23 protein-coding genes and 1 tRNA gene are annotated in these 26828 nt (G+C 66.9%); 11 read left to right on the top strand and 13 right to left on the bottom strand.

Annotation, left to right across the window (positions count from 1 at the left end):
* Positions 1 to 320 precede the first annotated feature (320 nt).
* Positions 321 to 1277 (top strand): alpha/beta fold hydrolase BchO, encoded by a 957-nt coding sequence (gene bchO, locus SR870_RS17950; RefSeq protein ID WP_322518300.1) that lies wholly within the window; start codon positions 321 to 323, stop codon positions 1275 to 1277.
* A 35-nt stretch (positions 1278 to 1312) separates the two neighbouring features.
* Here the strand turns inward: bchO and cysK are convergent, their stop codons facing one another.
* Positions 1313 to 2311 (bottom strand): cysteine synthase A, encoded by a 999-nt coding sequence (gene cysK / locus SR870_RS17945; RefSeq protein ID WP_322514889.1) that lies wholly within the window; start codon positions 2309 to 2311, stop codon positions 1313 to 1315.
* 280 nt (positions 2312 to 2591) lie between these two features.
* Here cysK and SR870_RS17940 point away from each other — a divergent pair, with 280 nt between their 5' ends.
* Complete coding sequence (locus SR870_RS17940) at positions 2592 to 3164, top strand: HNH endonuclease (RefSeq protein WP_322514888.1); 573 nt, start codon at positions 2592 to 2594, stop codon at positions 3162 to 3164.
* Positions 3165 to 3287: 123 nt separating this feature from the next.
* On the opposite strand, the gene SR870_RS17935 is transcribed toward SR870_RS17940, so the two are convergent.
* Positions 3288 to 4403, bottom strand: a complete 1116-nt coding sequence (locus SR870_RS17935) for an AI-2E family transporter (protein ID WP_322514887.1) — start codon at positions 4401 to 4403, stop codon at positions 3288 to 3290.
* Positions 4404 to 4832: 429 nt separating this feature from the next.
* Between SR870_RS17935 and SR870_RS17930 the strand changes: the two genes are divergently transcribed.
* Both SR870_RS17930 and SR870_RS17925 read left to right on the top strand, forming a co-directional pair.
* On the top strand, positions 4833 to 6527 hold the full coding sequence (locus SR870_RS17930; RefSeq protein WP_322514886.1) for a methyl-accepting chemotaxis protein: 1695 nt from the start codon (positions 4833 to 4835) through the stop codon (positions 6525 to 6527).
* Between the two features lie 158 nt (positions 6528 to 6685).
* Positions 6686 to 7759 (top strand): phospholipase, encoded by a 1074-nt coding sequence (locus SR870_RS17925; RefSeq protein WP_322514885.1) that lies wholly within the window; start codon positions 6686 to 6688, stop codon positions 7757 to 7759.
* Positions 7760 to 7761: 2 nt separating this feature from the next.
* Here SR870_RS17925 and SR870_RS17920 read toward each other — a convergent pair whose 3' ends face one another.
* From SR870_RS17920 to SR870_RS17905, 4 genes are all read right to left on the bottom strand, one after another.
* A complete protein-coding gene (locus SR870_RS17920) occupies positions 7762 to 8229 on the bottom strand; it encodes a hypothetical protein (RefSeq protein WP_322514884.1) in 468 nt (155 codons plus the stop codon).
* 527 nt (positions 8230 to 8756) lie between these two features.
* Entirely contained in the window at positions 8757 to 9479 is a 723-nt protein-coding gene (locus SR870_RS17915; RefSeq protein WP_322514883.1) for an LrgB family protein, read from the bottom strand.
* Positions 9476 to 9859: a CidA/LrgA family protein gene (locus SR870_RS17910; protein WP_322514882.1), complete on the bottom strand. Its 384-nt coding sequence runs from the start codon at positions 9857 to 9859 to the stop codon at positions 9476 to 9478. The genes SR870_RS17915 and SR870_RS17910 overlap by 4 nt, the downstream gene beginning before the upstream one ends.
* A 101-nt stretch (positions 9860 to 9960) precedes the next feature.
* A complete protein-coding gene (locus tag SR870_RS17905; protein WP_322514881.1) occupies positions 9961 to 10485 on the bottom strand; it encodes a hypothetical protein in 525 nt (174 codons plus the stop codon).
* A gap of 182 nt (positions 10486 to 10667) precedes the next feature.
* On the opposite strand from SR870_RS17905, the gene SR870_RS17900 reads away from it, so the two are divergent.
* Positions 10668 to 11747 carry an AbrB family transcriptional regulator gene (locus tag SR870_RS17900; protein WP_322514880.1) on the top strand — a complete coding sequence of 360 codons (1080 nt, stop codon included), beginning with the start codon at positions 10668 to 10670 and terminating at the stop codon, positions 11745 to 11747.
* Positions 11748 to 11853: 106 nt separating this feature from the next.
* Here SR870_RS17900 and SR870_RS17895 read toward each other — a convergent pair whose 3' ends face one another.
* The 4 genes from SR870_RS17895 to SR870_RS17880 all read right to left on the bottom strand — a co-directional run bounded on the left by SR870_RS17895 (position 11854) and on the right by SR870_RS17880 (position 15048).
* Entirely contained in the window at positions 11854 to 12585 is a 732-nt protein-coding gene (locus tag SR870_RS17895; protein WP_322514879.1) for a PRC-barrel domain-containing protein, read from the bottom strand.
* 90 nt (positions 12586 to 12675) lie between these two features.
* Complete coding sequence (locus SR870_RS17890; RefSeq protein ID WP_322514878.1) at positions 12676 to 13053, bottom strand: response regulator; 378 nt, start codon at positions 13051 to 13053, stop codon at positions 12676 to 12678.
* Positions 13054 to 13127: 74 nt separating this feature from the next.
* Positions 13128 to 14330 (bottom strand): sensor histidine kinase, encoded by a 1203-nt coding sequence (locus SR870_RS17885; protein WP_322514877.1) that lies wholly within the window; start codon positions 14328 to 14330, stop codon positions 13128 to 13130.
* A 172-nt stretch (positions 14331 to 14502) separates the two neighbouring features.
* Positions 14503 to 15048, bottom strand: coding sequence for a disulfide bond formation protein B (locus tag SR870_RS17880; protein ID WP_322514876.1), 546 nt, complete (start codon positions 15046 to 15048; stop codon positions 14503 to 14505).
* 170 nt (positions 15049 to 15218) lie between these two features.
* Between SR870_RS17880 and SR870_RS17875 the strand changes: the two genes are divergently transcribed.
* Positions 15219 to 15303: transfer RNA gene (locus tag SR870_RS17875), tRNA-Leu, on the top strand.
* A 187-nt stretch (positions 15304 to 15490) separates the two neighbouring features.
* Positions 15491 to 16276, top strand: a complete 786-nt coding sequence (locus SR870_RS17870; RefSeq protein WP_322514875.1) for a hypothetical protein — start codon at positions 15491 to 15493, stop codon at positions 16274 to 16276.
* A gap of 5 nt (positions 16277 to 16281) precedes the next feature.
* On the opposite strand, the gene SR870_RS17865 is transcribed toward SR870_RS17870, so the two are convergent.
* On the bottom strand, positions 16282 to 16791 hold the full coding sequence (locus SR870_RS17865; protein WP_322514874.1) for a MarR family winged helix-turn-helix transcriptional regulator: 510 nt from the start codon (positions 16789 to 16791) through the stop codon (positions 16282 to 16284).
* 504 nt (positions 16792 to 17295) lie between these two features.
* Between SR870_RS17865 and SR870_RS17860 the strand changes: the two genes are divergently transcribed.
* A complete protein-coding gene (locus SR870_RS17860; protein WP_322514873.1) occupies positions 17296 to 18738 on the top strand; it encodes a porin in 1443 nt (480 codons plus the stop codon).
* A 795-nt stretch (positions 18739 to 19533) separates the two neighbouring features.
* On the top strand, positions 19534 to 21096 hold the full coding sequence (locus SR870_RS17855) for an acetyl-CoA hydrolase/transferase family protein (RefSeq protein ID WP_322514872.1): 1563 nt from the start codon (positions 19534 to 19536) through the stop codon (positions 21094 to 21096).
* 277 nt (positions 21097 to 21373) lie between these two features.
* Here the strand turns inward: SR870_RS17855 and SR870_RS17850 are convergent, their stop codons facing one another.
* Positions 21374 to 22429, bottom strand: coding sequence for an acyltransferase family protein (locus tag SR870_RS17850; RefSeq protein ID WP_322514871.1), 1056 nt, complete (start codon positions 22427 to 22429; stop codon positions 21374 to 21376).
* Positions 22430 to 22600: 171 nt separating this feature from the next.
* Here SR870_RS17850 and hrpB point away from each other — a divergent pair, with 171 nt between their 5' ends.
* The gene (gene hrpB / locus SR870_RS17845; protein ID WP_322514870.1) at positions 22601 to 25216 is read left to right on the top strand and encodes an ATP-dependent helicase HrpB; all 2616 of its coding nucleotides are present in this window, start codon (positions 22601 to 22603) and stop codon (positions 25214 to 25216) included.
* A 146-nt stretch (positions 25217 to 25362) separates the two neighbouring features.
* Positions 25363 to 25875: a TIGR02281 family clan AA aspartic protease gene (locus SR870_RS17840; protein ID WP_322514869.1), complete on the top strand. Its 513-nt coding sequence runs from the start codon at positions 25363 to 25365 to the stop codon at positions 25873 to 25875.
* On the opposite strand, the gene SR870_RS17835 is transcribed toward SR870_RS17840, so the two are convergent.
* Positions 25876 to 26745, bottom strand: coding sequence for a DMT family transporter (locus SR870_RS17835; protein ID WP_322514868.1), 870 nt, complete (start codon positions 26743 to 26745; stop codon positions 25876 to 25878).
* Positions 26746 to 26828: the final 83 nt, after the last annotated feature.

The following is a 26828-nucleotide window of genomic DNA, read 5'->3' as shown; positions in this document are numbered from 1 at the left end:
GAACCGAAATCTGCGGCATTCATGCCGATTTCACGCTTGTCATCGCGTGCTGACAGATTTGGTCAAGGCGATCGACCAGAGCCTGGCTGCGATCCGCCTCGACTGTCGTGCGGCGCTGACACGGAGTGTCAGTCCGGCGCGTTCGTGATCACCAGTCCGAACATGGCGCGCCCGATGACCGCCCGTCGCGGCTCCGCCATTACTATAATCGAGTACCACTTCGCAGATAATCCGTGGCCTGCCGGAACCGGGCGTCCGTCGCGCATTTGACAGTATGCGCCGGCGATGGTGGCCTCAGCGCAACAACGGACAGGGCGATGATGCGCGCGCTCAACGACAACAACCCTCCGCCCCGCGCGCCGCGCGCGGCATCGCTCGCCAAACCCGGCTGGGACGTCGAAGGCCGCGACTGGCCCAATCGCGACGCCAGTCGGTTCGTGCACGCCGCGGGGCTGCGCTGGCACGTGCAGCAGATCGGCCGCGGCCCGGTGCTGCTGCTGATCCACGGCACCAGCGCGGCGACGCATTCCTGGCGCACGCTGGCGCCGCTGCTGGCGGAGCACTTCACTGTCGTCGCGCCCGATCTGCCGGGCCACGGCTTCACCGAAACGCCGGCGCCGTCGCGCATGACGCTCGACGCGATGGCGCAGGATCTCGCCGCGCTGCTGCGCGGGCTCGGCCACCAGCCGGTTCTGGTCGCCGGCCATTCGGCCGGCGCCGCGCTGCTGGCGCGGATGTGTCTCGACGGCGGCATCGCGCCGGCCGGCCTGGTCGCGCTCAACGGCGCGCTGCTGCCGATCGGCGGCGCCGCGGGTCGGTTCATGCTGCCTTTGGCGCGGGTGCTGGCGTCGAGCGCGATGGTGCCGCGGCTGATGGCGCGGTTCGCCCGCAACCCCGGCATGGTCGAGCGCATGATCGCCGACACCGGCTCGTCGATCGAGCCCGCCGGGATCGACTATTATCGTCGGCTGGTCGGCAGCCCCGGCCATGTCGCCGCGGCGCTGCGGATGATGGCGAGCTGGCGGCTGGAGCGCACCGCGCTCGAGCTGCCGCAACTGGCGACGAGGCTGCTGCTGATCGCCGGCAGCAACGACAAGACCATCGCGGCGAGCAATTCGGCGCAGGTGCAGCGCATGGTGCCGGGCGCGCAGATCGAACTGATGCCGGGGCTCGGCCACCTGGCGCATGAGGAGCGGCCGCACGACGTCCGCGACCTCATGGTGGCATTCGCCCGCGACGCCGGCCTGCTGCCGCGGCGGCTCGCCGCCGCGGAGTGACCGAGGCAGAGTGACCGGCCGGCACCGGGCGGCGCTTACACGCCTTCGAACAGCGCGGTCGACAGATAGCGTTCCGAGAACGACGGCACGATCGCCACGATGGTCTTGCCGGCGTTCTCCGGGCGCTTGCCGAGCTCGATCGCGGCCGCAATCGCTGCGCCCGACGAGATGCCGCCGGGGATGCCCTCATGCCGCGCCAGCGCCCGCGAGGTCTCGATCGCGGTGGGGCCGGCGATCTGGATGATCTCGTCGATCACCGAACGGTCGAGAATGTCCGGTACGAAGCCGGCGCCGATGCCCTGGATCTTGTGCGGGCCGGGCGCGCCGCCGGACAGCACCGGGCTCTCCTCCGGCTCGACCGCGACGATCTTGATCGAAGGCTTGCGCGGCTTCAGCACCTGGCCGACGCCGGTGATGGTGCCGCCGGTGCCGACGCCGGCGACGAAGATGTCGATGCCGCCATTGGTGTCGTTCCAGATCTCTTCGGCGGTGGTGCGGCGGTGGACCTCGGGGTTGGCGAGGTTCTTGAACTGCTGCGGCATCACCGCGTTCGGAGTCGAGGCGATCAGCTCCTCGGCCTTGGCGATCGCGCCCTTCATGCCCTTGGCGGCTTCGGTCAGCACCAGCTCGGCGCCCAAAAACGCCAGCATCTTGCGGCGCTCGATCGACATCGATTCCGGCATCACCAGCTTCAGCCGATAGCCCTTGGCGGCCGCCACATAGGCCAGCGCGATACCGGTATTGCCCGAGGTCGGCTCGATCAGGATGGTGTCGGGCTTGATGATGCCCTCGCGCTCCATCGCGGCGACCATCGCGGCGCCGATGCGATCCTTCACGCTGGAGGCCGGGTTGAAATATTCGAGCTTGGCGAGGATCGTCGCCTTGACGCCGTTCTGCTCCGGCAGCCGGTTCAGCCGCACCAGCGGCGTGTCGCCATAGGCATCGGCGACCGAATCATACACCCGGCCGCGGCCGGGCTGATGGGCGGGCGCTGCGGCGGTGGATTTGAGCGATGCGGTTGCTGCGCTGGACATGGTCGCCTCCGGGAACTGAACGGTCGAAATCGGGATTGTCTGCTACGCATCTGATAGAAGCCGCCCGCGAACGTCAACGCGGCCGGTAAATATGGAACAATCGCCTCCATTCGCGGGCGTTCCGGCACATCCATTCTCCCGGATTTCCCGCTTTTGGACGGAATTCGCCACGCCGGCGAGGCTTCCATCCCGCTTGCCCTTCACAACGGCGTCACGCTGGCTGTAGTATCCCTTCCATGCTGCTTCGCAGCGTCGATCGGACGGGGGTCAGGAGCGTTTCTTGAACGCGCATGTCTCTAACGCGCATGTCTCGCATGGCGGTTGGCCGGTGCTGGTGTTGAACGCGGATTTCCGGCCGCTCAGCTACTATCCGCTATCGCTTTGGTCGTGGCAGGACGCGATCAAGGCGGTGTTCCTCGATCGCGTCAACATCGTGGCGCATTACGATCGCGCGATTCACAGCCCGAATCTCGAGATCCAGCTTCCCAGCGTCGTCTCGCTGAAATCCTTCGTGAAGCCATCGACGCATCCGGCGTTCACGCGGTTCAACGTATTCCTGCGCGACAGGTTTTCCTGCCAGTATTGCGGCGCACCGGAGGATCTCACCTTCGACCACATCATCCCGCGCTCCAAGGGCGGGCAGACGACGTGGGAGAACGTCGTCGCCGCGTGCTCGCCATGCAATCTGCGCAAGGGCAATCTGACCCCGGCCCAGGCCAAGATGTTTCCGCGCCAGACCGCATTCGCCCCGACGGTCCACCAGTTGCACCGCAACGGCCGGCTGTTCCCGCCGAACTATCTGCACGAGAGCTGGCTCGATTACTTGTACTGGGACACCGAGCTCGATCCGTAACCGGACTGGCGGCGGCAGGGCCGATCAGAGATTCCAGTTCGCGACGTTCAGGCGCTTGCGCTGATCGACGTCGTCGCCGATCCCGGCGAAGCCCGCCGGCGCCGCGAGGGACTCAGCGCCGCGCTACGGCGCGTCGGCGCTCGGCACCTCGCCGCTACTCGGCACGCCGCCGGTGGTCTCCTCGCCGGCGTTGGCTGCGGCTTCGCGCGACGTGGAGTAGATGTCCCACACCGCGATGAACATCGCCGCGATCACCGGGCCGATGACGAAGCCGTTGAGGCCGAACACCTGGAGGCCGCCGAGCGTCGAGATCAGCACCACGTAGTCCGGCATCCTCGTGTCCTTGCCGACCAGCACCGGGCGCAGCACGTTGTCGACCATGCCGATCACCAGCGCCCCATAGGCGATCAGCAGGATGCCCTGCCACATCGAACCGGTCGCGATCAGATAGACCGCCACCGGCGCCCACACCAGGCCGGCGCCGACCGCCGGGAGCAGCGAGACGAACGCCATCACCACCGCCCACAGCAGCGCGCCGCCGATGCCCAGGACGTAGAACGCCAGCCCGCCGAGCGCGCCCTGGATCAGCGCGATCAGCATGTTGCCCTTCACGGTGGCGCGAATCACCACGGTGAATTTGTTCAGCAGCAGGTTCTGCTGATCGACCGACAGCGGCAGCCCGCGGCGGATCCGGCCGGCGATCAGGTCGCCGTCGCGCAGCAGGAAGAACAGCAGATACAACATCACGAACAGGTTGACGGTGAAATCGACCGTGCTCTGGCCGATCGTCAGCGCCTGGCCGGCGAAATACTGGCTGCCGCGCATCAGCACCGAACTCAGCCGCTGCTGCAGCTCGGCGACGCTGCCGATGCCGAACCGCTCGAGCAGGTCGTTGATCCAGCTCGGGGGCTGTTCGATGAAGTCCCGCAGGTTGTTGAGCAAAGCGAGATTGCCGGATTCGATCCTGGCGTAGAGGCCGGTGGCCTCCTTGGCCAGCGCAGTGCCGATCGCCGAGAACGGCAGCAGCACCAGCAGGACGATGATCGTCACCCCGACCACCGCGGCGAGGTTGCGGCGGAAGCCGAAGGCGCGGTTGAGTTGTCGATACAGCGGCGCGAACAGGATCGCGATCACCACGCCCCACAGCAACGCGCCGTAGAACGGCAGCAGGATCCAGACGAAAGCGACCGAAGCGGCCGCCAGCAGAAAGAGAAAGAACTTGTTGTCGGCCGCGCGCATTCAAAAATCCCCATTGCCGTCGCCGGAGCCAACGATCGAGGCGGACGATTGGCTCCCGCGCCGAACGTAGTCCTGCAAACGTGGCGTGTATCGCAGCGACTCCTGCAACTCTCCCGATCGCGACACGCGTATCGCGGCATTCTCTCGCCGCAGCGTAAGACATTGGACGGCGGATGGAAATCCTTAGCCGCGCCCGACGAAGGACGGTCCGGCGATCACTCCGGAAGCGAAAGCGCTTCATCGCCACCAACGTCGCCTCGTAGCGATACGTGGTCGATTGTTAACTATGCAAAAAGTTCCATCCCACACCATGCTGCTGATACGGCCATGCTTCGGACCAGCTCCGAGGTGTCAGGCAGAGCGGCGGCCCTCTGTCTGTACATCACCCACAGCACATCCCCCGGCGCCTGAATCGGCAGGACGTTTTTCATGTTAGCAAAGCTCTCCATTCGCACCAAGATCACCACGCTGGTCGCGGCTCTGTTGATCGCCATGTCGGGCCTGGGCGCGATCGGCCTGCTGAAAATGCAGGGGATCAACGCCGCCACGGTCGAGATCACCAGCAACTGGCTGCCGACCATCATGACCCTCGGCGATATTCGGGCTGAAGTCATCCGCTATCGGCTGAACCTGCGAAACCACCTGCTGGAGACCAACCCCAGCCGCATGGCCAACATCGAAAAGCAATTGGCCGACAACGAAGAGCGGATCAAGAAGGCCCAGAATACCTACGAGCCGCTGATCTCGTCGCCGGAGGAGCGGCAGATCTACGAAACATGGGTCGCCGAATGGGCGAAATACCGGGCCATTGTCCCGAAGCTGCTCGAGTTGTCGCGCAACAGCCATGACGGGCAGATCTCGGCCGAGGGCGTTGAGATGCTCTCCAGCACCTTCAATCCGATCGGTGCTCGTATGGACGAGGCGATGAGCAAGGACATCGCGCTCAACAACAACGGCGCCACCCATGCGAGCGGCGTCGCCACATCGACCTACACCTCGGCGTTCTTCATCGTGGTGTCGATCCTCGGCGTGGCGATCGTGGTCGGCGTCATCGCCAGCGTGATGGTGGTCCGCGACATCACGTCGGGCATCGCCGCGATCATCAAGCCGATGCAGACCCTCGGCCAGGGCGATCTTTCCGCCGACGTGCCCTATCGTGGCGCGAGCACTGAAATCGGCGCGATGGCCGATGCGCTGCAGGTCTTCAAGGAGGCGCTGATCGCCAAGAAGGCGGCCGACGAAGCCGCGGCGCATGAGGCCGATGCCAAGATCGCCCGCGCCCAGCGCGTCGATACGGCGACCCGGCAATTCGAGTCGGCGATCGGCCAGATCGTCGAGACGGTGTCGTCGGCGTCGACCGAGCTGGAAGCCTCGGCCAGCACGCTCACCGCCACCGCCGGCCACGCCCAGGAACTGACCACCGCGGTCGCGGCGGCGTCCGAAGAAGCCTCGACCAACGTGCAGTCGGTGGCCTCGGCGACCGAGGAGATGTCGTCCTCGATCACCGAGATCAGCCGTCAGGTTCAGGAATCGGCGCGGATCGCCAATGATGCGGTCGATCAGGCCCGCAAGACCAACGACAGCGTCGGCATGCTGTCGGCGGCCGCGGCGCGGATCGGCGACGTCGTCGAACTGATCAACACCATCGCCGGCCAGACCAACCTGCTGGCGCTGAACGCCACCATCGAGGCGGCGCGCGCCGGCGAGGCCGGCCGCGGCTTCGCGGTGGTCGCGTCGGAAGTGAAGGCGCTGGCCGAACAGACCGCGAAAGCGACCGGCGAAATCGGTCAGCAGATCACCGGCATCCAGGCCGCGACCGATCAGTCGGTGTCGGCCATCAAGGAGATCGGCCTGACCATCGGCCGGATGTCGGAAATCGCCTCGACCATCGCCTCGGCGGTGGAAGAGCAGGGCGCCGCGACCCAGGAGATCTCGCGCAACGTGCAGCAGGCCGCGCAGGGAACCCAGCAGGTGTCCTCCAACATCACCGACGTCCAGCGCGGCGCGACCGAAACCGGCTCGGCGTCGTCGCAGGTTCTGTCCGCGGCGAAATCGCTGTCGCAGGACAGCAACCGGCTGAAGGAAGAAGTCGCCACCTTCCTGGAGACGGTGCGGGCGGCCTGATCGGCCGCTTCGGCACCGCAAATCGTCCAGACAGCGCCGCGCGACACCCTCGCGCGGCGTTTTGCCGTGAGCGGGCCGACGCGGCTTGCTTTGATCCGGAGGATCGCCACTCTCTGCTCATGACGGCGGAGCCGCCGGTTCATGTGGAGAGACTTGCGATGAGCGATGCCGTGGTCGACGACATCGTGGCGCTGCTGCCGCCGCTGCTGCGGTCGATCGAGGCGCTGGGCTTCGTCGCGCGCTATCTACATCCGCCGGAATTCGGCGAGGTGATGCGGCTCGCCGGCGAGCCCGACGCCGATCTGCGCGCCGAACTGCCGCGGCTGGCGGCCTGGCCGGATGCGTTCGCGCATCTGCGCGAGCCGCTGAAGCTCGCGGGCGAGCATGTGCTCGCGGCGTTCGACGGGCTGCGCGCGGTCGACGGCGGGCAGGGCGATCTCGTCTCGGTGTTCCGCGCGCTGCGCCATCTGCCGCAGGCGCTCGAGGCGCTGTATCCGCTGGCGGCGACCCTGCCGCCGGTGTCCGGCCTCTATCTCGATCCGGCGCTGCGCGAGGACGACGCCGTGCTCGCCCGGCTGGCGCAGCCGAAGCATCCCGACAGCGGCGTGTTCCACCACGACAACGAACCGGGCAGCCGCGGCGGGTTCTCGTTCTACGTGCCCGAGGACTACACGCCGGAGCGCGCCTGGCCGCTGGTGGTGGCGCTGCATGGCGGCAGCGGCCACGGCCGGCTGTTTCTGTGGAGCTGGCTGCGCGACGCCCGCAGCCGCGGCGCGATCGTGGTCGCGCCGACCGCGACCGGGCCGACCTGGGCGCTGATGGGTGAGGACGCCGACACGCCGAATCTTTCGCGCATCGTCGCGTTCATCCGCTCGCGATGGTCGATCGATCCGCAACGGCTGCTGGTCACCGGGCTGAGCGACGGCGGCACGTTCTGCTACGTCACCGGACTGGAGCGCGCCTCACCCTTCACGCATCTCGCGCCGATCGCCGCGAGCTTCCATCCGCTACTGGCCGGCATGGCCGATCCGGCGCGGCTGCGCGGGCTGCCGATCCAGATCGTGCACGGCCGGCACGACTGGATGTTTCCGGTCGAAATGGCGCGGCAGGCGCAACAGGCGCTGGTCGCCGCCGGCGCCGATGTCAGCTATCGCGAGATCGCGGATCTCAGCCACACTTATCCGCGCGAGATCAATGCCGCCTTGCTGGACTGGCTGAACGGGACAGGCTGAGCCTACGCCCGGCGCAGCCGCAGCACGGCGGACTTCGCCAATTCGGCCGCGTCGCCGCGATCGGCATAGAGCGCCAGCAGCAGCAGCACGAAGCCGGCGTGAAACAACGCGGCGCCGAACCCGACATGCGCGATCTGCCAGATCACGACAGGCGCGGCGCACATCAGCGCCGGCGCGATCACATAGATCAGCGACAGAGCCGGCGACGCGGGGTAGCCGAGCCGCCACACCGCGGCGCCGAGCGCGAACACGGCGAGCAGCGCCTTCACGGCGGCCATGAAGCGCAGCAGCATCACCAGTTCGGCGTCGGATTGCCGAGCGGCGAGACTGGTCGCGTCGGGCAATGTCGCCAGCAGTGCTGCGACAATCGCGGCGGCAGCGACGATCAGCGCAATGGCACGGCGGGAGGCCGATCCATGCACGCGATGCGTAGCAGCGGCGGACGTCGGCAAGGCTGATGCGTCGGTCATGGTCCGGCTCCTTGCGGCGGTAGCACAGCATCACCAGCCTAGCGCGGTTCATCGATTGATTGAAGCGATATGACCCTTGCCAGATGCACTGACTCCTCATCCTGAGGAGCCCGGCGAAGCCGGGCGTCTCGAAGGATGCGGAGACTCAGGGCCGACCGCGCATGGTTCGAGACGGCGCTACGCGCCTCCTCACCATGAGGTTGTGCATGCGGCGAGGATCCCTGAACGCCAGCGCTGATTCCATCAGAAACAGAACGACTCTAGCGCGCAGCGGTCGCGGCGACAAATCACGTTCGTCGCCACCCCCGCCGTGATCGCCCGGCGCGACCGGGCGAATCCGCCCAGTATCCCAGAGCGTTCGCGATCATCATCCGCCCCCCGCGATCATCATCCGTGCTCTGCAATACTGGGCCCTCCGCTTTCGCGGACGGCTGAGGATGGAGCGGGCGCTTCGTCGGAACGCGGACTCTGAACCACCGAGTTGAAGCAACTCTCCTCTCACGCGCCGCGAACACGAGCGGGCCGAACTACCTCACCAGCAGCGTCACCAGCACCGGCACCAGCAGCGCGGTGATCAGTGCGTTGAGGCTCATGGCGATGCCGGCGAACACGCCGGCGATGGCGTCGACCTGGAACGCGCGGGCGGTGCCGATGCCGTGCGACGCCAGCCCGACCGCGAAGCCGCGGGCGCGGAAATCGCGGATGCCGAGCGCGTTCATCAGCGGCGTCACCACGATCGCCCCCATGATGCCGGTGAGGATCACCGCGACCGCGGTCAGCGACGGATCGGCGTGCAGCGATTCGCTGATGCCCATCGCGACGCCGGCGGTGACCGATTTCGGCGCCAGCGACAGCACCACCGGCTCGGGCAATCCTGCGAGCTGCGCCAGCACCACCACCGAGACGATCGCGGCGACGCAGCCGACCACCAGCGCGATCGCCATCGGCACGATCGCGGCGATCACCCGATGGCGGTTCTCGTACAGCGGTACCGCCAGCGCCACGGTCGCCGGGCCGAGCAGGAAGTGCACGAACTGCGCGCCGCTGAAGTAGCTGGTGTAGGAGGTGCCGGTCAGCCACAGGAAGGCGCCGATGATCCACATCGCGTGCAGCACCGGATTCATCAGCGGATTGCGTCCGGTCGCCTGCGACACCGCGTCGGTCCCGGCGTAGACCAGCAGCGTCACCGTCAGCCACAGCAGCGGCGTCTGTGACAGATAGACCCACAGCGAGAACGGATCGCTGCTCATCGCGCGCCCCACATCGACAGCAGCCGGGCGGTGACCAGGAAGGTCGCGACCGTCACCAGCAGCGTGATCAGCACCGAGCCGGCGAGCACCAGCGCGATCGCGACGCCGTGCGCGGCGATCATGTCGAGCTGCTGGACTACGCCGACGCCGGCCGGCACGAACAGCAGCGACAGATGCGCCAGCATTCCCTTCGAGGCGTTCTCGACGCCGTCCTGGCGCAGCGGCCCGACCGCCAGCCATTTGAAGCGGTCGCGCGCGAGCAGCAGCAACAACAGCAGCACCAGCCCGAGCACGGGGCCGGGCAGCGGCAGCGCCAGCGCGCGCACCACCACCTCGGCGACGAGCTGGCACAGCAGAATCAGGCCGAGACTTGCGATCATCCGTCACCCCGGGCGTGCGTGAAGCCGCCACGGATGCGGCGTATCAGCCGGGCCTGTCAATTGCCCGGCCGCGCGATGCCGCAATGCAGCGGAGGAGGCCCTCAGCCCTTCAGCCGCTTGTTGCATTCGCTCCAGTAGCCGCCGCCCTTCTGGATCCAGCGCAGCCCGCCGGTGGTGTTGGCGGCCTTGTTGGCCTTCCATTGCTCGGCGCAGGTGTGCAGCCGCGCGCGGGTCGGCTTCTCCTTGGCGAATTTGGCGTCGACCGCGGTCGGGAACACGGCCGGTCCCTGCGGCGTCGTCGGCTCTGCGGATTTCGGCTTCGCTTTCGGCTTGGCCTCGGTCTTGGCCTCGGTTTTGGCGTCCGTCCTGGCTTCGGCCCTGCTGTCGGCTTTCGGCTCCGCCTTGTCCTTGTCCTTGGACTCCGCGGCGGCGGCCACCTCGCCGCATTGCGCCTTGCGGAAATCGCTCCAGCCCTGGCCGTCGAGCGTGCCGGCGGTCTTGGCGGCCTGATATCGGGCGCTGCATTCCTGCGCGGTCAGCGCGGTGCCGGGCGTCGTCGACATCCATGTCAGCAGCGCCGTCCCCAGCATGGCCGCTGCGATCGTCCCGAATGGTGGAGCTCTCATCGTCCCGGTCTCCTGGTTCATGACCCGGGAACATCCTAGCGCTGCTCTGCGCCCTGACAATTGCAAACTGGTCGAACTGCAACCGTTGCTGTCGCCGCCGCCCGCCCTGCGGCCGCGCCACCGGTATGGCGGGACGCGCCGTTCGCATTTGTCGGCGGTATTTGTATTTGCGATAAGGTCGCGTGCCCCCGAATCCCGCGCTGACCCGCACCGAGCTGTGGTCGAAAACCCTCAACGTCCTGGAGACCATCGCGATCGGCGCCGCCGGCGGCGGGCTGTCCTATTGGGTGCAGCTTCCCGGCGGGCTGATCACCGGCGCCATGGTGGCGGTCGCCGCCGCGGGCCTCGCCGGCCGCAACATGGGCCTGCCGCCGCCGCTGTCGCATATCGTGCTGATGGCGCTCGGGGTCTCGCTCGGTTCGATGGTGTCGCCGGCGATGATCCACAATCTCGGCTCGTATCCGGTGACGATCGGGCTGCTCGCGGTCGCGACGTTCTTCGCGACGTTCGGCAGCGCGATCTATCTGCAGCGGGTCCACGGCTGGGATCGCACCTCGGCGCTGCTCGCCGGCAGTCCGGGCGCGCTGTCGCAGATCATCATGCTCGCCACCGAGCGCAAGGCCGACGTGCCGGGCATCGCGGTGGTTCAGATCATGCGGGTGATCATCCTGACCAGCGCGGTGCCGCTGCTGCTGGCCGCGACCGGCATGATGGCGGGCGGGCCGCTGCCGGTGCGCGGGCCGGAGGCGACGCCGCTGGTGCTCGCGGCGATTGCGGCGGTCGCGGTCGGCGCGTCGCTGCTGCTGCGGCTGATCAAATTCCCGGCGAGCTGGATGTTCGGCGCGATGCTCGGCTCCTCGGTGCTGCACGGCTCCGGGCTGGTCGAGGGCACGCTGCCGGAGTGGGCCTATCTGTCGGCGCTGGTCGGGATCGGCACGCTGATCGGATCGCGGTTCGGCGCCATCAAGCTGCGCACCATCCTCAGCTATCTCGCCGCTGCGCTCGGCTCGTTCGCGGTCGCCATCGCGATCTCGTCGGTGTTCGTGGTCGCGATCCTGCTGACCACGCCGGTGCGGACCGCCGATCTGGTGGTGGCGTTCGCGCCCGGCGCGATGGACGCGATGATGGCGCTGGCGCTGACGCTGCACATCGATCCGGTGTTCGTCGGCGCGCATCACCTGTCGCGCTTCGTCTACGTCTCGATCGTGACGCCCGGCATCGTCCACTGGTTCGGACGAAGCCCCGACGATCTCGACGACTAGCGCTTTTCCGGTTCTGATAGAATCAGAACCGGAGCTCTCGATTCTTGATTTGACGCGTTTTCTTCACGCGAACCGGTATCCACTTCGCTCGAAAACGCTATAGCGCTCACGGCTTCTCGAAGAACGCGTCGTTGCGGGCGCGCCATTTCGGGTCCGAGAGCCAGTTGTAGTCCTGATCGGGCATCACCGGCACGGTCTCCATCACGTCCTTCACGATCGGGAGAAAGAAGCTCGATCGATCCTGCGTGACTTTGAGCGACCGGATCGGCACCACGATGCTGTCCTTGCCGGTGGTGAAGAATCCGCCCGACGCGATGATCGCGTAGTCGCGCCCGTCCTTGGTACCGAACACGATGTTGCGGACCTCGCCGACGATCTTGTCGTCGGAACTGCGGACTTCCGCCCCGATCATCTCGTCGGTCCGCAAACCGGGAGTGAGCTGGTCGATCCTGATCAGCGGTTTGGCGTCCTTGTCGTCGCGGCTGCCCGCCGGCGTCCCGCGCCGCGCTTTCGGCTCGCGCGCGGAATTCTGGATGTCGGCCTGCTCCTCGTCATTGTCTCCCAACGACCCCATCGGCGGCCCGGCGATCAGTTCGCGAATGTTGGCGAGCAGACGCTCGCAGTCGTCGTGGCGCCCATAGGATCGCAGCGTGAAGGCGGCGTCGCGCAGGCTCCGAAGGTCGCGCACGGCCTGACTGTTCGCCGGCCCGCGAAACCGGGGATTCTCCTGAATCGCCTCTTCGAGCTTGGCGTCGGCGATCTCGCACGCGGCCAGCGCCTGGGGCGTGCCGACGGTGCCGATCACTGCTGCCACGACCAGGAGTTTTGCGGTTGTCATTGCGAAGTGTCCTGTATCTGGCCCGAGCGTTCGAGCCCGAGACGTGAAGAGCGGTGCGAGCGACGACATTCAGCGAGTTCGGCTGGGCCGTCACGCCGCATAGGTCAGCCGGCGAACAGCATCGATGATTTCCGCCGGTTGGTAGGGCTTGAGGAAGAACAGGGCGTCCGGCGGAAGATCGCCGGCCTGCAATTTGAAATGTCCCGAAGTCGCGATGATCTTGATCGGGGGCCACCGTTCCCTGACGGCCGCCGCCAGTTTCAGACCGTTCATGGCACCCGGCATATCGATATCGGTGAACATCAGCCGGATATCCGGATCGCGCTCGAGCAGCCGAATGCCTTCGGCCGCACTGATCGCCTCCACGACGTCGACGCCCGCCGCGCGCAGAAACTCGACCACGTCCATGCGGATGAACATTTCGTCCTCGACGACGAGAACGCGGATGGGTGGGTTGATTGAAGCCATCTAACAGGGACTCACAGGGTTCGCATGACCCGGCGTCCGGGATGTCGACTGCAACTCGCGCATCGAACGGTCGGTCATGGCGGGTCGAGCGGAAACTTGATGGTGAACAGGGCTCCCCGGGGGATGTTCCTCGAGATCTTGAGTTCGCCCATCAACTGTCGGACCAGGCCGAGAATGACGCGAAAGCCGAGGCTCTTTCGCGGCTGGTTGATGTCGAATCCATCGGGCAGGCCGGCGCCTTCGTCGGAAATCTCGACGAGCAGATGTCCGTTGATCTCCCTGGCGTCCATCCTGATCACGCCGGGTCCATCGACATAGGCGTATTTGATGGCGTTGGTGACGAGCTCGTTGACCAGCAGGCCCAGAGGGATCGCCTTGTCGGCGGACAGGATGACGGGATCGGAGCGCGATTGAAGCGTGTGTTCCGGCGCCGAGCTCTGGAGATTCTTGCACAGATGGCCGACGAAGTCGGACAGATCGACGAAGCCGACCTTGCTGCCCCGCCACAGATGATCGTGCACCTCCGCGATCGAGGCGACGCGCATCGCCGCGTTTTCCAATGCGTTCTTGACGTCCGCGGACTCCGAACCGCGCGCCTGGACACGCAGCAGGCCGACCACCGAGGTGAGGCTGTTCTTGACGCGATGGCTCATCTCGCGCGTCAGCAGGGCTTCGTGATCGAGCGCTTCCTGAAGCTTGGCGTCGGCGTGCTGCCGTTCGATCGCGATGCCGAGCAGGCCTGCGAAGCCGGCCAGAAAATCCGCATCGGCGTCGTCGAACTGCCCCGGATCCGGACTATCCGCCTCGAGAATGCCGAACGCCGCATCGCCCTCGCCGCCCCGCCTGATCAGCACGTTGATCGCACGCTTGATGCCGTGATCGGCCAGGAGTTTCGGCGTCCGGAAGCGCGTCTCTTCCTGCAGGTGATTGGAGATGACCGATTGCCCGGTCTGAAAAGCGAAGCCCGCCGGCGATTCGATGTCGGCGCCGAGCGACACATGGTCCACGGTGCCGGCGGGCCAGCCGATGCCGGCACGCACGATCAGGCGCTTTTCGCCGGCCTCGTATTCGAGAACCTTGGCGTAGGAGCATCCCAGGCCGCGGGCGCTGAGATCGGCTGCCTGTTGAAGGATGTGCCGGAAGTCGCGCGACTGCAGCGCGGCCGTCCCGAACTCCCGTAGCAGCGCCTGTTGGCGGCGGCGGTAAGGCAGTTCATCCTGGCGGTTGAGAGAGGCATCAGAGGCCGCCGATGAGACCAGCCTCGTTTCGGAAGGCATTAAGCGGCCGATTCTGAGTAGCGTCACTTCGCAGGGATGCTGGCCACACGAGCGCCTCGACGAGAACCCGCACCAACCGCCCGAATGACGATACCCGACAACGCCGTCGAGGTGTTTCGGTTCCTGATCCCGATCGGTCGGCGCGCCGAAACGGCCGGTGGCCAGCGGGCGTTCAGCGCCTGATCCGGCCGATCCCCCAGCCGGCAATGGCGGCGAGGCCGAGCGACAGCAGCACGTTGTAGCCGGCGAAGGACAGGCCGAGCATGCGCCATTGCGCCTCGTCACAACGCACCACGGTCACCTTGTCGAGCTGGTCGAGCAGGCTGCCGGCACGGCCGAGATCGAGCACCGGGCCGCTGCAATCGCTCGGCCCGGCCCAGAACTTCCATTCGACGCCGGCGTGATAGGCGGCGAGCCCGGCATTGCCGAGCGCCAGCACCGCCAGCACCGCGAGGCCGGCCAGCAGCAGCGACACCGGAGCCTCGCGCCGGGCGGCGATCACGATCAGCGCGGCGAGCGGGACGGACGCATAATAGGCGTAGCGCTGCTCGAGGCAGAGCGGGCACGGGTAAAAGTCGAGGAAGAGCTGGAAATACCATGCGGTCGCCAGCGCCGCCACCGAGACGGCGCCGATCGTCAGCGCCACATTCTGCGCGATGCGCGCCGCGCGCGCCGGTCGCGAAGCGAGGCCGGGCTGGTCGAGGAGGTTGGCCGTCACGGGTTTCTCCGGGTGCGGCAGGCGTCGTATCGCGCGACCGGGGCGGTGTCGAGACGGCGGCCGATCAAACCGGAGTGTGAGCGGCGGCCCCCAGGCCCCCCGGGTTGACCCCGAATTCCCGCCCGCTATAGTCCGCGCGCTTCGCGGTCGGGCCTCTTCCGGCGGCGTTGGCCCCTGTGGCGGAACTGGTAGACGCGCTCGACTCAAAATCGAGTTCCGCAAGGAGTGCTGGTTCGATTCCGGCCAGGGGCACCATTCCCACGCCTCCCACAACGCTGCTTCTCCTCAGACCTGCGGCGCGGCGGGATCGCCTCGCGTTGATCGGGGGCAATGGACGGGGCGGCGATTGCGCCTAGAAATGCATTGACACATTTGCACGCTGAGTGACTAAATTACCTGAGTTTGTAAGTATTCATTTTGATGATCCTGGCAGGAGCGAGAATTGCTGGGGGGTTTTCTCGATACGTTCGAGTTGCGAGGCTCGCCCGGCGCGCAGAGTACCAGGCGATATCTGCGCAGCTTCGATCCGCCCGGCCGAGCCGTCACCATTCCGTGGCGAGACGAGGCCGACCTCCGCGGCTACTACCTGCCGGCGGGCGGATCCGATACGAAGGCCGCACCCGCAGTCGTTTGCATCGGCGAGACGCACAGCAAGGACACCCTGCTGGCAGTGATGGCCGCCCCGGCTCGCGCCAGGGGGCTGGCGCTGCTCTGCGTCGACCTCAGCCTGGCCGGCGCCGCCCCGGCGCCGCGCGGCTCCGTCCGCCTCGAAAGCTGCGTCTCCGCGATCATCGACGACCTTGCCGAGCGGCCCGGGATCGACCCGACCCGCATCGCCGTGGTGGCCGACGGCAGCCCGTCATCGCTCGTCGCCAGGGGCGTCGCGATGGACGGGCGCGTCGCCGCGGCGGTCTGCGACGGCGGGCTGTGGGAGCTCTGGGCCGATGCGCACGGCGCGTCGTCGGGTTGCTGCGCCGCCCTGCCACCGATGCCGATCGCCGCGATGATCCGTTGCCCGACGCTGGTCGCGCTGCGGCGGGACGGCGGAATCGATCCGGCCCACGCCAGGCGGCTCCTCGCCGGCCGGCCGGGCAGTCACCGCAGCGACTTCGTCGTCGCGGACTGTGCCGGGGCAGACGCCGAGATGGCACCCGAGACGATTCTCGGCTGGGTTGGACGGCGGCTGTCGCGGCAGCGCGGCCGACCGGCCGCAATCTCAATCGACTGAACGCCTCAGAAGCCTCCGGCGATCTTGAGGCAGGCCTTCTCCAGGCGAATCTTCAGCTCGGCGAGCTGTGCCGTGACGTCCTCCAGCGCCTCGCCGGAAAGATCCACGAAGATGAAGTCGTTGAGCGACTGCTCCTCGGCTGCGAGGCCGGCGATCTGCCTGGCGGCCTTGTCGGTCAGCGACAGGTTCACCACCCGGGCATCGGCCTCGTCGGCCAGCCGGCGAAGCAGGCCCTTCGCTTCGAGCAGCTTCGACTGTGTCGTGATGAACGAGGAGTCGACATGAATGGCCTTGGCGACGTGGCGCACCGAGACGCCGTCGCCGTCGTCGAGACGCTGAACAGTGGTCAGAATCGCGAATTGCGGGCCGCTGATGCCGAGGCTCTTGGCGCGAAAGTGCCGGATCTCATCGAGATAGACGGCGAGACTGCCGACCGTCGACGTGAACTCCCGGACTGCAGCCGGGTCGACCCCGTTTGTCCGCGTTGCGAGACTTGTCTTTGCCTTCTTGGGCATTCGCCCTCCGTCATGGACTGATGCCGGACTTTATCATGTGTTGCACATCGTTTTCTATATCAACGAGGTAATGCGGTGCTGTCAAACCCGACGTGCCGGCGCCGGCCGACATGCGCGCCATGCATCCCTTCCTCGGCTCCGTTCGGAGGCGATGGACCGCCGGCGGCGCTTTTCGGCCACAGCCCGCGGTTCTGCGAGACATTGTTTTGCAAAGGCTGCAACAAGTCGCGCTGAGTACGGCTGATCTGTCGCGGGAAGTGCCCATCCCCCGGCCCGTCTGTGGCGCAAATACAACGACAGTTCCAAAACAATTAGATGACTAGATAAACAATTTCCATCACGTGATGAAATCAATCATGATCGCCGCAGACGGGTGGGGCATAGCGAATCGTCCCGTTTGAGAAGCGTGTTCGGCCGAGCGCCGGGCATCCATCGAAGCACAGGGTCGTCTAGGCCGAGGCCTGCAGGGTGACCCTCAAGCACAGTTACTCTGGAGGACTGTACATGAATTCCGTCAAGCGACTGGCACTCGGCTCGGCCGCGGCACTGTTTGCCGTCGGCAGCGCGCAGGCGGCGGATCTTCCGCTCAAGGCCAAGGCCGTGGAATACGTCAAGATCTGCTCGATCTACGGCGCCGGCTTCTATTACATCCCGGGCACCGACACCTGCATCAAGCTCGGCGGCTATCTGCGCGCCGACGCCACGATGAACGGCGCGAGCGCGTACAACGCGCCGGCCTGGAACGGCGCCTCGGGTGCCAAGAACCGCAACGCCAACGGCTACATCTTCCGTTCGCGCCAGGATCTCAACATCGACACCCGCACCGCGACCGAATACGGCGTGGTCCGCACCTATTTCGATGCGACCTTCAACTGGACCACCGGTGACGGCGTCGCCGCCGGCACGCTCGGCGTGTACTACGCCTTCATCCAGTTCGCCGGCTTCACCTTCGGTAAGGCCGTGTCGCAGTTCGACACCCCCTGGACCGGCTACCCGGGCAACAACACCTCCTTCCTGATCGGCGGCTACGACGACGTCACCGGCATCAACCAGATCGCCTACACGGCGGAATTCGGCAACGGCGTGTCGGCCTCGATCTCGCTCGAAGATCAATCGTCCTACCTGCAGTCGGCTCTGTACAACACCCGCATTGCTTCGACCGTCACTGGTGGCTTCGGTGCCAACTCCTACGCCGGCACGCAGATCCCCGACATCGTCGGCAAGATCCGCGTCGACCAGGCCTGGGGTCTGTTCCAGGTGTCGGCCGCGGCTCACCAGGTTCGCGCCAGCTACTACGACACGGCCCTCGAGACCTCCGGTCACCCGAGCGATACCTGGGGCTATGCGGTGCAGGGCGCGATCTCGCTCAAGAACCTGCCGACCGGTCCCGGCGACAGCATCAACCTCACGGCGACCTACTCGAACGGTGCGACCCGTTACGTGATCGGCGGCGTGAGCCCGAATTCGTTCGCGATCTACGGCAACAACAGCGCCCCCGGCTCGTATCAGAGCATCGCGTTCGCGCATGCGGCTGACGGCGTGTTCTGGGGCCCGAACAACGTCGTCGGCACCGGCATCGAGAAGACCACCGCCTGGGGCGTCCGTGGTGCCTTCAACCACAACTGGAGCCCGTTCTGGTCGACCTCGCTGTTCGGGTCGTACACCTCGATCGACTACAACGGCACGGCGACGGCTCTGATCGCGGCCTCGTGGGGCGCGCCGTTCAATCCGGATTTCCGGATTGCCCAGATCGGCACCGTCACGCGCTGGACCCCGGTCAAGAACCTGACCTTCTCGGGCGAAGTGATGTACACCTACCTCGACCAGGCGAACGCCGGCTTCCAGGCGATCACGGCGATTCCGGCTCTCGCCAAGCCGGCCGCCACCTACGAGTTCAAGGACCAGGGCGTCTGGAGCGGCAACCTCCGCGTTCAGCGCACGTTCTGATCCCATCTCCGAGCGATGGACCTTCGAACCCCGGCGGGCGACCGCCGGGGTTTTTCATGTCGGACACCTATGTCGGCCACCGCGATGAGGTCGCTCCAGCCCGTGCAAACGGCGCATCCATCGCGGCCATCGCAGAGGTCGCTACGGATCGGCGGCGGCGCATAGCCGTACGCCGCGACGCGCGGACCGCCGGCCCGAAATCATAATGACTGACTAACTCAGCTATTGAACTCAGTGAAAATGCTCATATACTTCCCACGTTGGCCGACATGATTGGTCGGCGCCAGCGAAGGAGATCGCAGAGCTCTTCTTTATGTAATACCTCCAAGAAACCTCCGGCAATGCCCTGCCGGAGGTTTTCGAGTCTTTGGACGACCCGTCGCCTCGCCCCCGTCTGGCTTCCTCTGCACACCCGACCCGCTTCCTTGCGTTCCTTACGGCGACGCGCTCGGGGTTGCTCCGGGCCGATCCCGGAGTCGGGCGCGTGCACATGGCATGTCCGCGCATAGGCGTCCCCGATCAATGCGACCCAGCATTGCACGCGCGGCATGTCGGCATCCGCGCCGGATCGCCTGCCTCCGCCGCATCGCGCGAAGAGAGCACGTAGAATCAAGTCGCTAGCCGATCGATCCGATCGCAGCGCAAAGCTCCAGTCCCTTCAGCGGCCGAACTGCTGCGCCGCAGCAAATAGCGGCGTCCGCCGTTGGTTGCATGGCCCTTTTCCGCCAGGCGATTAGAGCAAATGGATCAATCACTTCCGTGGGCGGACCGGCCCGCGCAGCAGAAAGAGTCGTGATGGACGTCCCCGCCTCCCGCGTTCTCGCTCCCCACCTCCGTGCGAAGATCATGACGGCGGCCGACGCTGCCGCGCAGATTCCCTCCGGCGCCAATGTCGGGATGAGCGGCTTCACCGGGTCGGGCTATCCGAAGCTGCTGCCGCTGGCGCTGGCCGAGCGTATCAACGCGCATCACGCCCGCGGTCAGAAATTCAAGGTCTCGGTCTGGACCGGCGCCTCGACCGCGCCCGAGCTCGACGGCGCGCTCGCCAAGGTCGACGGCATCGAGATGCGGCTGCCGTATCAGTCCGATCCGACCTGCCGCAAGCGCATCAATGCCGGGCGGATGGAGTATATCGATATCCATCTGTCGCACGTCGCCCAGCACGTCTGGTTCGGCTTTCTCGGCAAGCTCGACGTCGCGATCGTCGAGGTCGCCGGCATCCGCGAGGACGGCAGCCTGATCCCGTCGTCATCGATCGGCAACAACAAGACCTGGCTCGACCTCGCCGACAAGGTGATCCTCGAAGTCAACGCCTGGCAGGACGCCCGCCTCGAAGGCATGCACGACGTGTACTACGGCACGCAATTGCCGCCGCACCGCAAGCCGATCCCGATCCTGGCCACGGGAGACCGGATCGGCGAACCCTATTTGCGTTGCGATCCGTCGAAGATCGTCGCCATCGTCGAGACCAATCTGCCGGATCGCAATTCGGGATTCTCCGCGCCCGACGAGAGTTCGCAGGCGATCGCCGAGCACATTCTCGAATTCCTCGGCCACGAAGTGAAGAAAGGCCGGCTGCCGCCGAATCTGCTGCCGCTGCAATCCGGCGTCGGAAATGTCGCCAATGCGGTGATGGCCGGGCTGGAGAGCGGCCCGTTCGAGAACATGACGGCCTACACCGAAGTGCTGCAGGACGGCATGCTGAGCCTGCTGCGCAAGGGCAAGCTGACGCTGGCCTCGGCCACCGCGCTGTCGCTGTCGCCGGACGGCTACGACGAATTCCTGCGCAATCTCGATTTCTATCGCGAGCGCATCGTGCTGCGGCCGCAGGAAATCTCCAACCATCCGGAAGTGATCCGCCGCCTCGGCGTGATCGCGATGAACGGGCTGATCGAGGCCGACATCTATGGCAACGTCAACTCGACCCACATCATGGGCACCAGCATCATGAACGGCATCGGCGGCTCGGGCGATTTCGCCCGCAACTCGTATTTGTCGTTCTTCATGACGCCGTCGGCCGCGAAGGGCGGCAAGATCTCCTGCATCGTCCCGATGGCCTCGCATGTCGACCACACCGAGCACGACGTCCAGATCATCGTCACCGAGCAGGGCCTCGCCGATCTGCGCGGCCTGTCGCCGAAGCAGCGCGCCAAGGTGATCATCGAGAACTGCGCGCACCCGACCTTCAAGCCGGCGCTGAAGGAATACTACAAGCGCGCGCTGGAATATTCGCCCGGCCTGCACACCCCGCACATCCTCGACGAGGCGCTGACCTTCCTGCCGAACTGGATGGCCAACAAGGCGGCCCGCGAAGCCTGGCGCGAGGACGCGGTGGTGCAGGCGGATGTGTGGCGGTGAGGCACGCGTCATTGCGAGCGAAGCGAAGCAATCCAGAGCGCCGCGCACGAGCTGGATTGCTTCGTCGCTTCGCTCCTCGCAATGACGAACTCAAGCGCCTGATCTTGTTGCTATCAATCTGAGTCAGACGCTGAGGAGCGGCCTGTAGGCCGAGTCTCGAACGTTGAGCGACGAGCACTGTGCCTTGCGGCCATCCTTCGAGACGCCCGCCGAAGCCCTGCGGGCTTCGCCGTGCTCCTCAGGATGAGGAGATGCCCGTTGTGATGTTGAAGGGTTGCTACTCAGCCGGCTGCAGCCGAACCGCTTTCTTGCGCGGGGCGATCCAGAAGGCGTCGGGGCGTTCGAACAGGAAGGTGGCGCCGCTCATCATCGCCAGCCGCCAGATGATCAATGCGCCGACCACGCCGGCGATGTTGACCAGGATCGCAATCACGCCGAGGTCGAGAAAGCCCGCGAACTTCAGCAGCAGCGACCGGCTGATCGCCATCGGCAGGAAGAAGGCGAGATAGATCACGATCGAATGCTCGCCGCAGAACCGCAGGCCATCGAGCCAGCGCTTCTCCGCCAGCAGCGTGCCGGTGGCGATGATCGCGCCGGCGCCGGCGAGGCCCAGCACGAGCGACAGCAGCGGTGCTTCGCTCAATCCGGCATGGACCAGCGCGGCGTTGATCACGGCCCATAGCGCCAGCCCGATCAGCGCCAAGGCCGGCCGCGCCCGGGCGGCGTCGGAGAACGCGAAGACGTAGCGGGCGAACAGATAGCCGGCATAGAAATAGAAGAATCGCGCGCAGAATTCGTCGGGCACCATCCAGCCGGTCTGGAGGTGCAGCGATTCCAGCAGTGCGGCGACGCCCAGGATCAGCAGCGGCGGCACGCGCCGCGTCAGCTTGGTGACGACGAAGAAGATCGGCAGCAGATAGATGAACCACAGCGTGCCGAAGGGATCGATGAACGACAGCGCATACAGCTTGGCGACGCCGGCCCAGCCCATCTCGGCTGCGAAGCTCGGCGCCTTGAAGGCGAACTGGATCGTCACCCACAGGATGTAGAAGTAAGCGAAATGCACCACCTTGCGGTCCAGATAGGTGCGCCAGTCGCGATCGATCACCACCGCCAGGAACAGGCCGGAGAGCAGGAAGAAATCCGGCATCCGGAACGGCTTGGCGAATTCGACGACGTAGTGCATGAAGCTGGTCTGACCGGCCGCGGCCTCGACGCCGAGCACGGAATGCATCATCACCACCATGATGATGCAGATGCCCTTGGCGTAGTCCACCCAGTCGACGCGGTCGCCGTGCATGCGGGCCGGGACATCTGTGCCGTTTGCGGTCATCATTGTTCCTGTCTGGTGCGGCTCGCGCGTATCATCGCCGATATCGGTTGCGTTAGTGTTTCCGCGATCAATGAATGTGCCGGACTTGTCCCGATCCGGCGGGTGCGTCGCTTTGCTGCGGCAGTACGAGTCTGTTAACCATCGTCGCCCGCATCACCCCTCGAGCTGCCCTTGCCCCGTTCCTTCGATACGCCTCTTCCCATCGACGACGCGCTGGACGATCTCGCCGCCGCGCTGGGCGGCAACAGCACCGCCGTGCTGGTGGCGCCGCCCGGCGCCGGCAAGACCACGCGGGTGCCGCTGGCGCTGCTCGATGCGCCGTGGCTGAAGGGCCAGAAGATCATCGTGCTGGAGCCGCGCCGGATCGCGGCCCGCGCCAGCGCCGAGCGGATGGCCAAGACGCTGGGCGAGCGCGCCGGCGAGACCGTCGGCTATCGGGTCCGGTTCGGCACCAAAATCTCGCGCGCCACCCGGATCGAAGTCGTCACCGAGGGCATCTTCACCCGGCAGATCCTGGATGATCCGGAACTTGCCGGCGTCGGCGCGGTGCTGTTCGACGAATTTCACGAGCGCTCACTCGACGCCGATCTCGGTCTGGCGCTGGCGCGCGACGCCCAGCAGGGGCTGCGCGAGGATCTGCGCATCCTGGTGATGTCGGCGACGATCGACGGCGCGCGGGTGGGCAAGCTGCTCGGCGACGCGCCGGTGGTCGAAAGCCTCGGCCGAGCGTTTCCGGTCGAGACCCGCTATCTCGGCCGGCGTTCCGACGCGCCGATGGAGCGGCAGATGGCCGAGGCGATCGCGTCGGCGCTGCGCAGCGACGCCGGCTCGGTGCTGGCGTTCCTGCCGGGCGCGGCCGAGATCCGCCGTACCGAGACGATGCTGCGCGAGCGCGTGCAGGACGCGTCGATCGAGATCGTGCCGCTGTTCGGCGCGCTCGATGCGGCGGTGCAGGACCGTGCCATCCAGCCGGCCCCCAAAGGCCAGCGCAAGGTGGTGCTGGCGACGTCGATCGCCGAGACCTCGCTGACCATCGAGGGCGTCCGCATCGTGGTCGATTGCGGGCTGTCGCGGGTGCCGCGCTACGAGCCGGATATCGGGCTGACGCGGCTCGAGACCGTGCGGGCCTCGCGCGCCGCGGTCGATCAGCGCCGCGGCCGCGCCGGCCGCATCGAGCCGGGCGTGTGCTACCGGCTGTGGGACGAGCCGCAGACCGCCTCATTGCCGGCCTATACCCAGCCGGAGATCCTCAGCGCCGATCTCACCTCGCTGCTGCTCGATCTGGCGCAATGGGGCGTGGCTGATCCGGCGACGCTGGCGTTCCTCGATCCGCCGCCGGGGCCGGCGCTGAAGGAAGCGCGCGAACTGCTGCGCGAACTCGGCGCGCTCGACGCCGACGGCCGGATCACAGATGAAGGCCGGTCGTTGCGCGCGATGGCGCTGCCGCCGCGGCTGGCGCGGATGATCGTCGATGCGGCGCGGCTCGATCACGGCGAGGAGGCCGCCGAGATCGCCGCCATCCTCACCGAGCGCGGCCTCGGCGGCGACAGCGTCGATCTCGACCATCGCCGCGACCAGTTCCGCCGCGACCGCTCGCAGCGCGCGAGCAGTGCTCGGCAGATGGCGCAAAGGTGGGCGGGGCAGGCGGGCACGGCGTCCTCTTCTCCCTCCCCCCTTGCGGGGGAGGGTCGGGGTGGGGGGTCAACGGGCACGGCTGCGGTTCGGGGCACCCCCACCCCCGACCCCTCCCCGCAAGGGGGAGGGGAGTCGCGCCGAGGGTCGGGGCGGCGAAGTGCCCAACAGGCAGATGGCGATCAGTCTTTGTCGACAGGCGTCCTGCTCGCCTTCGCCTTCCCGGATCGCGTCGCCAAGAATCGCGGCAATGGCTCGTTCGTGCTCGCCAATGGCCGCGGCGCGACGATCGAGCAGACTTCGGCGCTGGCGCGGGCGCCGTATCTGGCGGTGGCGGAATTGACCGGGACGGCGGCGCAGGGGCGGATTCTGCTGGCGGCGCCGCTCACGCTGGCCGAGATCGAGCAGCATTTCGCCGACCAGATCACCGACGCCGACGAGGTCTCGTTCGATCGCGCCGCGATGGCGCTGCGGGCGCGGCGGCGACGCGCGCTGCATGCGATCACGCTGTCGGAGGCGCCGCGGGCGCTGACGCCCTCGGCCGAGACCGCGCGGGTGCTGGCCGACGGGCTGGTCGCGGCCGGGCTGGAGCGGCTGCCATGGTCGAAGCCGCTCGCACAATGGCGCGGCCGGGTGATGTTTCTGCGCAAGGCCGAAGGCGATGTCTGGCCGGACCTCTCGGAAGCCGCGCTCGCCGAGCAGCGCGAGCAGTGGCTGATGCCGGCGCTGTTCGACAAGACCGGATTGAAGGATTTTTCCGCCGGCGATCTGTCCGATGCGTTGATGAATCTGCTGCCGTGGGAGCTGCGCGCGCGGCTCGAGCGCGAGGCGCCGACCCATTTCGAGGCGCCGACCGGCACCCGCCTGCCGATCGACTACGACGCCGAACAGGGCCCGACCATCGCGGTGCGGCTGCAGGAATTGTTCGGACTCACCACGCATCCCTCGGTGGCGGGCGGCAAGGTGCCGCTGGTGCTGGAACTGCTGTCGCCGGCGCAACGCCCGGTGCAGGTGACGCGCGACCTGCCCGGATTTTGGCGCGGCTCCTATGCCGCCGTGCGCGCCGATCTGCGCGGCCGCTATCCGCGCCACCCCTGGCCGGAAGATCCGGCGAGCGCGCCGCCGACCCGCCGTGTCAAGCCGAAGGGCACCTGAATACGCGGAGCCCGAAGTTCCGCACCCGGCTTTAAGTCTTCACTCACCCTTTTGGGCAAAATAGCGGGGCGCGCGGGCCGCATCGGTCGCAGCGCCTGCGCGCGCGTGATCCAATCGCGCGGCTGTTGTTCTTGTGGGTAGGCGTCATGCGTAACATCATGATTTTCGCAGCGGTCCTGGTGGTTCTCGGCACGGTGATGGCCCAGATCGCCGACCGGATGATGCCGGCGCCGGCGCAGGCCAGCGTCGCCAGCAAGGCCACGATCGGGATGTCGTCGCATGCGGGCGGGCGCAGCGTGGCGATTCCGCGCGATGCGCGCGGGCATTTCCAGACCGACGGCCGGATCGACGGCCAGCGCCTCGCCTTCATGGTCGACACCGGCGCCTCGGTGGTCGCACTCAACGAGACCTCGGCGGCGCGCTTCGGCCTGCGGCCGCGGCCGGCGGAGTACACCGCCAAGGTTTCCACCGCCAACGGCACCGTGAAGGCGGCGCGGACGCGGATCGCGATGCTCGACATCGGCGGGCTCATTGTGCGCGACGTCGACGCCATGGTGCTGCCGGACGAGGCGCTTTCGGAAAATCTGCTCGGCCTGTCGTTCCTGTCGAAGCTGAAGCGCTTCGAATACGCCAACGGGCAGATGGTGCTGGAGCAGTAATTACTTGCGCCCGAGCAGCATGTCCTTCGCGGCCAGCAATCCGCCGCCGGCGATCAACAGCGCCGCGAACGCCAGCGTGGCCGTCGGCCGCGCGTAGCCGGCGAGGATCAGGAAGCCGGTCGACAGCAGCGGCGTCGCGTAGGACGCCGCCCCCAGCACGCGGATGTCGCCGCGCTTCATGCCGATGTCCCAGGCGTAGAACGCCGCCCCGACCGGGCCGATGCCGAGCGCGACGATCGCGAGCCATTGCGTTGCGCCCTGCGGCCACATCGTGGATTCGATCAGGCCGTGGACCAGAGCCGCGAGCAGCGCGGTGACGAAGCAGAAGCCGGCGACCGCATCGGTCGGCACGGCCTTCAGCCGCCGTGACAGCACCGAATAGGCCGCCCACACGAAGGCGGCGACGAACGCCGCCGCCAGCCCGGCCCAGTTGGCCGGATCGAGCGCCGCGCCATTGCCGGTGAACAACAGCGCCGTGCCGGCCAGGCCGAGCAGCGCGCCGGCGATGTGGTGCGCCTTCAGGCCTTCGCCCGGCAGCAGTCCCGAGAACAGCACGATCAGCAGCGGCCACAGATAATTCAAGAGCCCGGCCTCGGCCGGCGGCGCCAGCCGCAGCGCCAGGAAATACAGCGCGTGATAGCCGAACAGCCCGCCGACGCCGACCGCCCAGACCAGCGGCGGCTGCCGCAAGGCGCCGATTGCGCCCGGCCGCACGATCCATCCGGACGCCGCGGCGATCGCGCCGATCACGAAGGTCATGGCGGCGAGTTGAAACGGCGGGATCGATCCGGTCGAAACCGTCAGCACCGCGAGCAGCGACCACATCAGGATCGCGGACAGTCCGATCAGCGTGGCGGCTCTTGGTGTCATCGCGCGATAAACGCAGGCGTCTGCTCGATCCAGCCGATGACGTCTCCCCGCGTCATGGCCGGGCTTGACCCGGCCATCCACGT

Source organism: Rhodopseudomonas palustris (genome assembly GCF_034479375.1).
Taxonomy (GTDB): Bacteria; Pseudomonadota; Alphaproteobacteria; order Rhizobiales; family Xanthobacteraceae; genus Rhodopseudomonas; species Rhodopseudomonas palustris_M.
Note: the sequence above shows the minus strand (reverse complement) of the source record. Positions and strands in the feature narration are given on the sequence as shown.

Coding starts and splice junctions, on each gene's coding strand:
- SR870_RS17840 (WP_322514869.1), top strand. CDS start 25,363: ATGCGTAACATCATGATTTTCGCAGCGGTCCTGGTGGTTCTCGGCACG.
- SR870_RS17910 (WP_322514882.1), bottom strand. CDS start 9,859: ATGATCGCAAGTCTCGGCCTGATTCTGCTGTGCCAGCTCGTCGCCGAG.
- SR870_RS17920 (WP_322514884.1), bottom strand. CDS start 8,229: ATGACCGACGCATCAGCCTTGCCGACGTCCGCCGCTGCTACGCATCGC.
- SR870_RS17925 (WP_322514885.1), top strand. CDS start 6,686: ATGAGCGATGCCGTGGTCGACGACATCGTGGCGCTGCTGCCGCCGCTG.
- SR870_RS17865 (WP_322514874.1), bottom strand. CDS start 16,791: ATGCCCAAGAAGGCAAAGACAAGTCTCGCAACGCGGACAAACGGGGTC.
- SR870_RS17850 (WP_322514871.1), bottom strand. CDS start 22,429: ATGACCGCAAACGGCACAGATGTCCCGGCCCGCATGCACGGCGACCGC.
- SR870_RS17935 (WP_322514887.1), bottom strand. CDS start 4,403: ATGCGCGCGGCCGACAACAAGTTCTTTCTCTTTCTGCTGGCGGCCGCT.
- cysK (WP_322514889.1), bottom strand. CDS start 2,311: ATGTCCAGCGCAGCAACCGCATCGCTCAAATCCACCGCCGCAGCGCCC.
- SR870_RS17895 (WP_322514879.1), bottom strand. CDS start 12,585: ATGACAACCGCAAAACTCCTGGTCGTGGCAGCAGTGATCGGCACCGTC.
- SR870_RS17835 (WP_322514868.1), bottom strand. CDS start 26,745: ATGACACCAAGAGCCGCCACGCTGATCGGACTGTCCGCGATCCTGATG.
- SR870_RS17855 (WP_322514872.1), top strand. CDS start 19,534: ATGGACGTCCCCGCCTCCCGCGTTCTCGCTCCCCACCTCCGTGCGAAG.
- SR870_RS17930 (WP_322514886.1), top strand. CDS start 4,833: ATGTTAGCAAAGCTCTCCATTCGCACCAAGATCACCACGCTGGTCGCG.
- SR870_RS17885 (WP_322514877.1), bottom strand. CDS start 14,330: ATGCCTTCCGAAACGAGGCTGGTCTCATCGGCGGCCTCTGATGCCTCT.
- SR870_RS17905 (WP_322514881.1), bottom strand. CDS start 10,485: ATGAGAGCTCCACCATTCGGGACGATCGCAGCGGCCATGCTGGGGACG.
- SR870_RS17890 (WP_322514878.1), bottom strand. CDS start 13,053: ATGGCTTCAATCAACCCACCCATCCGCGTTCTCGTCGTCGAGGACGAA.
- bchO (WP_322518300.1), top strand. CDS start 321: ATGCGCGCGCTCAACGACAACAACCCTCCGCCCCGCGCGCCGCGCGCG.
- SR870_RS17860 (WP_322514873.1), top strand. CDS start 17,296: ATGAATTCCGTCAAGCGACTGGCACTCGGCTCGGCCGCGGCACTGTTT.
- SR870_RS17915 (WP_322514883.1), bottom strand. CDS start 9,479: ATGAGCAGCGATCCGTTCTCGCTGTGGGTCTATCTGTCACAGACGCCG.